This window comes from Candidatus Avelusimicrobium sp., assembly GCF_050873505.1.
Taxonomy (GTDB): domain Bacteria; phylum Elusimicrobiota; class Elusimicrobia; order Elusimicrobiales; family Elusimicrobiaceae; genus Avelusimicrobium.
In genome coordinates this window covers 24,272-31,541 of sequence record NZ_JBNMIY010000013.1, presented here as the reverse complement: position 1 = coordinate 31,541, position 7,270 = coordinate 24,272, and the positions used below count along the sequence as shown (strand labels likewise).

Annotated in this window: 9 protein-coding genes and 1 tRNA gene; 3 read left to right on the top strand and 7 right to left on the bottom strand. The window is 53.1% G+C overall.

What is annotated here, in order from left to right; genetic code table 11:
• Nucleotides 1–180 (top strand): hypothetical protein (locus tag ACR0QV_RS06950; protein ID WP_432635732.1); only part of this gene is annotated, 180 nt, incomplete at its 5' end.
• A 174-nt stretch (nucleotides 181–354) separates the two neighbouring features.
• Here the strand turns inward: ACR0QV_RS06950 and ACR0QV_RS06945 are convergent.
• Nucleotides 355–429, bottom strand: a tRNA-Asn gene (locus tag ACR0QV_RS06945).
• Between the two features lie 42 nt (nucleotides 430–471).
• Nucleotides 472–1,728, bottom strand: coding sequence for an MFS transporter (locus ACR0QV_RS06940; RefSeq protein ID WP_432635731.1), 1,257 nt, complete (start codon nucleotides 1,726–1,728; stop codon nucleotides 472–474).
• Nucleotides 1,729–1,778: 50 nt separating this feature from the next.
• On the opposite strand from ACR0QV_RS06940, the gene ACR0QV_RS06935 reads away from it, so the two are divergent.
• Together ACR0QV_RS06935 and ACR0QV_RS06930 are read left to right on the top strand one after the other, a co-directional pair.
• A complete protein-coding gene (locus ACR0QV_RS06935) occupies nucleotides 1,779–2,744 on the top strand; it encodes a DnaJ C-terminal domain-containing protein (protein WP_432635729.1) in 966 nt (321 codons plus the stop codon).
• Nucleotides 2,745–2,858: 114 nt separating this feature from the next.
• Nucleotides 2,859–3,368, top strand: coding sequence for a type IV pilin protein (locus ACR0QV_RS06930; protein WP_432635727.1), 510 nt, complete (start codon nucleotides 2,859–2,861; stop codon nucleotides 3,366–3,368).
• Between the two features lie 501 nt (nucleotides 3,369–3,869).
• On the opposite strand, the gene ACR0QV_RS06925 is transcribed toward ACR0QV_RS06930, so the two are convergent.
• The 5 genes from ACR0QV_RS06925 to ACR0QV_RS06905 are packed head-to-tail and all read right to left on the bottom strand — an operon-like array spanning nucleotide 3,870 to nucleotide 7,261.
• Nucleotides 3,870–4,112 carry a hypothetical protein gene (locus ACR0QV_RS06925; protein ID WP_432635725.1) on the bottom strand — a complete coding sequence of 81 codons (243 nt, stop codon included), beginning with the start codon at nucleotides 4,110–4,112 and terminating at the stop codon, nucleotides 3,870–3,872.
• Entirely contained in the window at nucleotides 4,109–4,309 is a 201-nt protein-coding gene (locus tag ACR0QV_RS06920; protein WP_428060372.1) for a hypothetical protein, read from the bottom strand. The genes ACR0QV_RS06925 and ACR0QV_RS06920 overlap by 4 nt, the downstream gene beginning before the upstream one ends.
• 14 nt (nucleotides 4,310–4,323) lie before the next feature.
• Entirely contained in the window at nucleotides 4,324–4,542 is a 219-nt protein-coding gene (locus ACR0QV_RS06915; RefSeq protein WP_432635723.1) for a hypothetical protein, read from the bottom strand.
• Nucleotides 4,539–5,981 (bottom strand): hypothetical protein, encoded by a 1,443-nt coding sequence (locus ACR0QV_RS06910; protein WP_432635721.1) that lies wholly within the window; start codon nucleotides 5,979–5,981, stop codon nucleotides 4,539–4,541. The genes ACR0QV_RS06915 and ACR0QV_RS06910 overlap by 4 nt, the downstream gene beginning before the upstream one ends.
• An 8-nt stretch (nucleotides 5,982–5,989) precedes the next feature.
• Entirely contained in the window at nucleotides 5,990–7,261 is a 1,272-nt protein-coding gene (locus tag ACR0QV_RS06905; RefSeq protein WP_432635719.1) for a hypothetical protein, read from the bottom strand.
• Between the last annotated feature and the right edge of the window lie 9 nt (nucleotides 7,262–7,270).

Sequence of the window (7,270 nt, the reverse complement as noted above, 5' to 3'; positions counted from 1 at the left end):
CAGGCCGGGCTCGCGGTTTTTGCCTTGTGCGCAAGGGAACTTTATGCGCACAAACAAAAACATCGCTCCGCCTTTCTCGCCCTATCGCAGGCAAAGCAGTTTGCCTGCTCTCGGGGGCACAAAAAAACCACGCTTTCGCGTGGCTTTTTAAATGGCTCCCCTCGGCTCGCCTTCCGATAAAATTCCTGACGGAATTTTTCTGCAGGCCGGGCTCGCGGTTTTTGCCTTGTGCGCAAGGGAACTTTATGCGCACAAACAAAAACATCGCTCCGCCTTTCTCGCCCTATCGCAGGCAAAGCAGTTTGCCTGCTCTCGGGGGCATAAAAAAACCACGCTTGCGCGTGGCTTTTTAAATGGCTCCCCGAGTAGGGCTCGAACCTACAACCTACCGGTTAACAGCCGGTCGCTCCACCATTGAGCTATCGGGGAAAAATCTGTTTTTTAAAACTGCTCATCCTTGCTACATAAATATTATAGTAAATCCTTTTTGTTTTGTAAACTCTTTTTTTTCTCCGACGATAAAACCTGCCAAAAATCTTCCTTCCGCCGGGCGCGCACACTCACAAAAGTAAGCCCCATAAACACCGCACTCACCAAAAGTAGCGTGTTTTGCAACCCCATCCAACTAATGCACCCCGCCAGCCCCAGCACGCATACACTTTCCACCGTATAAGTAGCGGTGGCGTACAGCCCCAAGGTTTTACTGCGAAGCGGCACCGGAGTTTGCAATAAAATAATGCTGATAATCATCGCCCCAAACGCGCCAAACGGCACCCCGCACAGCGTGGTAGCCGCCAAAACCACATAAGTAGGCAACTTAAAATATAATACCAAAATTGAAAGCAAGTAGCCCAAATAATTGCACGAAAGCAGCGTAAAGAAGGAAAATTTCTTGGCCGCCCCCGCAAAAAACAACGCGCCCGCAAAAGCCCCCAGCCCAAAGGCCGAGCCCAAAAAGCCCAAGTAAACCGAGTTAAACCCGTGCTCATATATATAAGAGGGAGGCAAAATAAGTTCCCACGACTGGCCTAAAATAAATGTAGGCAAAGTAAACAAAATAGGCTCCCACAACATACGGTCCGTCTTTAAATGGGAAATAACTTCACGGTATCCGGCCAACGGGCGCAACTGCCGCGGGCGGCGGTTACTAAAAACCACAATGCACAACACTACAATAATCAGGCAGAAGAAAACGCACAGTTCCCACGCATACAAAAGCCCGCAATACGCAATCACAGCCCCGGCCAAAAGCGGCCCCGCAACAGCCATAATGCCGTCAAAGGCTTCTATAATGCCCGAGGTTTTGGCAAGCGGCACATCGGCATAGCGCGAAAACGTGGGAGATAAAGCCGTGCGCGCCAGTTGGCCGGGGGCATCAAAAAACGAACTTAAAAAAATAAGCAGGCCGATAAGCCAAGGCCAATCCTTGCCCGCCAAAATTAAAACAGGGATTAACCCCAATAGCAAAAGTTGGATAACCTCGCACGAGAGCATCGTTTTGGAGCGGCCCAATTTGTCAATCACGGGCGCGCCAAAAAGCGAGGAAAAAATATTCGGCAGTAACGCACAAAAGCCCACCACACCCGTCCACATAATGCTACCCGTGGACGACAAAATATACCACGGAAGCAAAATTTGCATAAACTGGTTCGTAAGCGACGAAAATGCTTCCGTCGTTAATATCAGCCGCAGGGGCGTTTTGTTAGCGCTTCTAGTCAGTAATAGCATATTGAATATATAGAAAAATTATATAAAATGATAGTTGGAAGGTGTGAATTATGGCAGAATACAAAGATTACTATAAAATTTTAGGCGTGAGCAAAACCGCCTCGGACGCCGATATTAAAAAGGCGTTCAAAACGATGGCCCGCAAGTATCACCCGGATATGCACCCGGAAGCGGAAAAAGCCAAATGGACAGAAAAATTTAAAGATTTAAACGAGGCTTATACCGTCCTGTCCGATAAACAAAAACGCACCATCTACGACCAAGTAGGCGAGCAGGGCTATCAAGACTATGCCCGTGGCGGGGCTTCCTCCCGTGCGCGCTCGTCAGCAGGCGGCAACCCGTACCAGCAGTACCAGCAATACTCCTACGGCGGGAACGCCGGCGGATTTTCCGGCTTTGGCGGCGCGGGTGGCGCGCAAGCCTTTGGCGGAGGAGATTTCAGCGATTTCTTCCAAAGTATTTTTGGCGGTATGGGCGGAGGCTTCTCCGGCTTTGGCAAGAACTTTGGCCGCAGTGCGGCTTCGGGCCAAGCCGAGGGCGACGTGGAAGCCGAACTCGCGCTCAACTTGGAAGACGCCCACCGCGGCGGCAATATGCAAATGACTTTGCCCAACGGCCGCACGGTTACCGTTAAACTCCCCGCCGGGGTAAGCGAGGGCAAAAAGATTAAACTTAAAGGGATGGGCAACCCGACCCAACGCGGCAACGGCGATTTGTATTTGGTAGTAAAAATCCGCCCGCACGCGATGTACCGCTTGGAGGGCGAGGACCTCTACGTCCCGGTAACGCTTATGCCGTGGACGGCGGCTTTGGGCGGCACGATTTATGTGCCCACCTTAGACGGCCCCGTCAAAGTAAAAGTCCCCGCCGGAACGCACAACGGGAAAAAACTAAAATTAAGCGGCAAGGGATTAAGCGCCAAGGGCAGTTTGTACGTAACCCTAACGATAGATGTCCCCCGTACCCTAACCAAGGAACAAAAGGACCTGTTTACCAAACTGGCCGCCCTTGGGTAATATTTACCGCCGGAGTGAAAAAAAACTCCGGCGGTTTTTAAATTATTGCAATCCGGGCGTTTTTTGCTATACTATGGTGTAAGCAATTTTTATTTTAATTTAGGGAGATAAAAAATGACTGGTAACAATGCTGGTTTTACTCTTATTGAACTGTTGGTGGTAGTGCTGATTATCGGCGTATTGTCCGCTATCGCGTTGCCCCAATACACCACGGCTGTGGAAAAATCCCGCGCCGCCGAAGCCCTCACGCTGATGAGCGCCACGCGCGATGCGGTGGAACGCTACCGCTTCCAAAAGGATGCGTGGCCGAGCGCCAACAATTTTGCGGTGCTGGATGTGGAAATCCCGCAAAACGGTTCCAACTACGGTGGTAAAAACTATAAAATTACGATGCAACAGTTAAGCAGCACGAAATTTGTCATCAACGCTACCCGTAACACCACCAAAGATGTTTACCAGTTAAAAACGGTAATGGAAGATAACGGAAGCGTCATCCAAACCTACCGCTATTGCGGTGCTGTAAACGATGCGGCAGAAAAGCCCAGCCAATTAAGCGATAGCAGCAAGGCCGGCCAATACTGCAACGCCATTACGAACGGCAACCCGGTAAACGGTAAATTCTAAAAATTGCTTTTTACTAAAAACCCCCGGAGACTTTTACAGTCCCCGGGGTTTTTTATATAGGTACGACTTTGTTTTGTATGTGCGCGACATTGCAGAAATAGTGTGGCCCAATTAATCGCTACCTAGCGCATTGAGCTGCCGCCCGCTAGGGTGCGGCGCGCAGCGTGCTGTTTCGTCAAAGAGCAACCTTGTCCCCGCAGTGTGGCCCCACTAATCATTTGAGCGCGGTAAATCTGCGGCGCGTAGCGTGTTGTTTCATAAGTGCGCGACATTACAAAAACAGTGTGGCTACACTAATCGCTACCTAGGGCATAGAGTTGCCGCCCGCAGGACGCTGTTTCATAAGAGCGCGACACTACGAAAACAATGTGGCTCCACTAATCGCTACCTAGCGCATTGATTTGCAGTCCGCAGGACCCCGCTAGGGCACAGGCGGACTCAAAGGCCAGGATAGCGCGCAAGTTATGCGGACTCAAATGCGCAAGTCCCTCGTCGTGCACGTCAAAGCGAACGCGGCAAACGGGCGCGTTTGCGCGCAGGTTTGTGTTCCCCGCGCAAGACGATAAGCAAACGCTCATCAGGCACAGCAGCCACCTGCTCCAAGATTTTATCCATTTTTTCATTTTCTTTTTGCTCCTGTTTTGCAACGCGAAGCCGCTCTTTTGCGCGGCCCACGGCGGCGGACAATACGCACAGTACGCCCACCGCCATAGCCATCAGTCCGCCGATTAAGGCGTACATCATTTTTTTGCTCCTACAAAAGAGCCGTCCGCATTGACGAGCGACAAGGCGGACAAGACGGCAATAATCTTGCCCAGCACCGCATCATCCTTTTGCGTAGGCGTCAGTTTGACGATGACGGTTGCCACGCCGACCACTCCACCGATAATAGCAAGCACATCCTGCCAATGTTGGGTACACCAGTTAATAAGTTGCGTCATTTTTATTTCTCCTTTTAGTTTTTTGCGGCGTTAAGTAAAATAACCTTAATGCTTTTTACATCGTCCGCAATCATATCCAACTTCACGTCGGAACGCGCCAAGCGCTCCTCGTGCGCGGATACTTTCTTTTCCAAAATTTCCACCCGCGGGGGCAGTCCATAGAGCGTAAAAAACCAAAACCCTACGGCCAAGAGCACGCCTCCCGCATAGAGCCAATCTTTGAGTTTGCTCATTTTCCACTCCTGCGTGCGACGGCTAATAGTTCCAACTGCCGCGCCTGCTGTTTAACGTGCGGGCTGACGGTGGAATTTTCACTAAGCACCACCTCGCGCACCGCCCGCGTAAGGCCCGTGGCCTGCTCCTGCATTTGCAAGGTATCGGCGCTTTCGGTATTGAGATAATAGGCGCACACCCACGGGTAAAGCGTGGTGTGGGCGGGCGTTACGGTTTCGCTCGCGCCATAGACGGCACTGTCCAAGGATGCATCATTTTCCACATACGCCAAAGCCGTGGAAACGCTGATAGACGAGCCCGTCATCAGGGAATAGCCCTGCGTATTTTGCACGCCCTTGGCGTAAGGAGGCAAGGAAGCCACGCCGCTTACATTGGGCGCGGCCGTATTGCTAATGGCTTTTACAGTAGGAAGCCCGGCCCTGCTTTGCGTGATACCGTTTTCCCCGTCTGCGTTTTTAATGTAATTTGTCAGTTTGGGCAAGCGCAGGGAGCCGGATACTTCGTCCGCCACATAATACGGGCACTCGCCGTAAGCGGAAAGGGCTTCGTCGTACTGCGCCTTGGTTTTGCACAATTCGGGGTGGCTTTTGGCCCACGTGTAAAAATCGGGGTACAGCGTGGCGGCATTAGCAATATATTCCCCCGTCCACAGCGGCAAAGCCCCGGGGTTATCCGCCGCCGTTTTGCTCTGGCTCCAATACACTTCGCCCAAACTTTTGCCCAAAGTGCGCAAGGCATACGCGCGGGCTTGCCGGGCGTATGAAGCCGCCAACTCCGCAGACGCCTGCGCCGAAGCCGTCAGGCTTTCCCCCTGACTGGCAAGCGCGGCAGACAAGGTTTGCTGGGTAGAAGAAAGGGCCTCTTGGGCCTGCTGTTCCCGCGCGGCAATATCGGCCACCGCCTGCGCCGAAGCGGTTTGCGCCTTTCCGGCGTTTACTAACGATGCCTTGGCCGATACTTCCGCCTGATTGGCCGCGGTTTGCGCTTCGTCCGCCGCCCGCTTCACTTGGTTAAAAAACTCCCCGGCCCCGGGCGAAGCGGGCTCCACCGACGAGGGGTATTTAATACAGCGCGCGGTTTCCTCCCCCAACTCCTGCACGAGCAAGGTAAGTTTATCGTAAGCCTGTTCCAACACTTCGGCATCCAGTTCTCCTTGGCGCAACAAATCCACCTCTTGCGTGGGCGGCGTGTGGCGCAAGAGCGTAATCGTCCAATTTTCAGGCAAGGGCGCAAGGCCGCTCGTCTCTATCGGGTAAATAAGCGTATGGGTACTTTCGTCCAAACGGTAATGTTCGGTTAAGCGGGTTTCCACGCCTTGGGGCGAGGTCAAAAACACCTGCAAATGGTCCGCCGACAACAGCGGGAAATCTACATCCCATTGGGTGTTTTCGCCGTTCCCGGCGTAAATGCGTTTTGTAACTTGGGTGGAAATGGTCATAGTTTCTCCTATAAATCAAAATACGTTTTAATTTGTTTGAGAGCGTTCAAACGCTCCTGCGGGTCGGCGGATGCACACAATACTTCGCGTTTTATTTCGTCTTGCGTGCTGGTGGAAAGGCCCTTCTTTTGCGCCCAGGCTTCTATTCCGGCGCATAGAAACGCGCCTGTTTTATCGTCCTCTCCGGCTTGGCGGGATGAATAGGCGGCGGACAGGGCCAAAAATTCCCGCGCCGAAACTTCGCCCTTTTCAAAGGCGCGCGCGTTCTCTTTTTCCGTTCCGCTAAAATACAAACGGTTAAAGGTTCCCGCCGAAGCGTGCGGCGCGGGCGCGCCAAATTGGGAAACCGCACGGGCCACCGCCCCGGTATATTTAAGCGGGGATAAGGCCAAGCGTTTCCGCGCCTCTTCGGGCGTACCGGCGGAAGCCAAGAATAAAAATGCCTGCGCCTGTTGGGCAAATTCCTGTTGCTGGGCTTGTTCGCCCAAGGCAGAAAGGCTCTCCAAAACGGCTTTGTCCGCGGTTTGCGCTTTCGCCCATTTTAGGCGCGCTTCGGCGGAGCCGTCCGTTTGCGTAAGGGCGTTATCCCAATATTGTTGCGCCTGTTTATCCGCCTTGGCCGCGCCGATTAGCGCGGTTAGGTCCTCTTGCTCCGCCTTGGAAAACGATCCCGCAAATTTTTGGTACACGCCCTGCGCTGCCTGATAATTCTGCGCCGATACGGCCCGCTTAATGCACGCCTGCGCAGATACCCCCCGCACTTGGGCAAGGTCCGCTTGCGCACTTTTGGCGGAAACTCCGGCAGATAAAAGGCGGCTTTCGTACCCCGGCAACTGCTCGTTTAAATACGCTTCCAGCGCCCCCGCCGACGGAGCAAACGAACCCGTTTCCACCAAGAGATTTTTTTCTTGGCCTAATGCTTCGCTTGCCTGTTGGCGTTGGGCATTTTCTTCCCTAGCGAGGGCGGACGCGCGCAAAAGCACCCAATCTGCCGCCGCGGGGGAATTGGCGTTTTGCACTTGTTCCGCGACCTTATCCAGGGCTTGCACCCCGTCGGAAGCCGCCGCCAATAGGGCTTGGCGCGTTTTTATTTCACCCGAATTTTGCGTTTGGCCTTCTTTCTTAGCGGGAAGCAACCGGGCCACCGTTTGCCCCAATTCGCCCGCCGCCTGCAAGGTGTTTTGGTAGGCTTCCTTCAAGCGGACAGGAGACGGGGCGTTTTTTAAAACGCGCGGCGCGCTGTATTGTTCCCCGCGTGTATAAGTTGGAATAGTTGGCATAATCTAAAA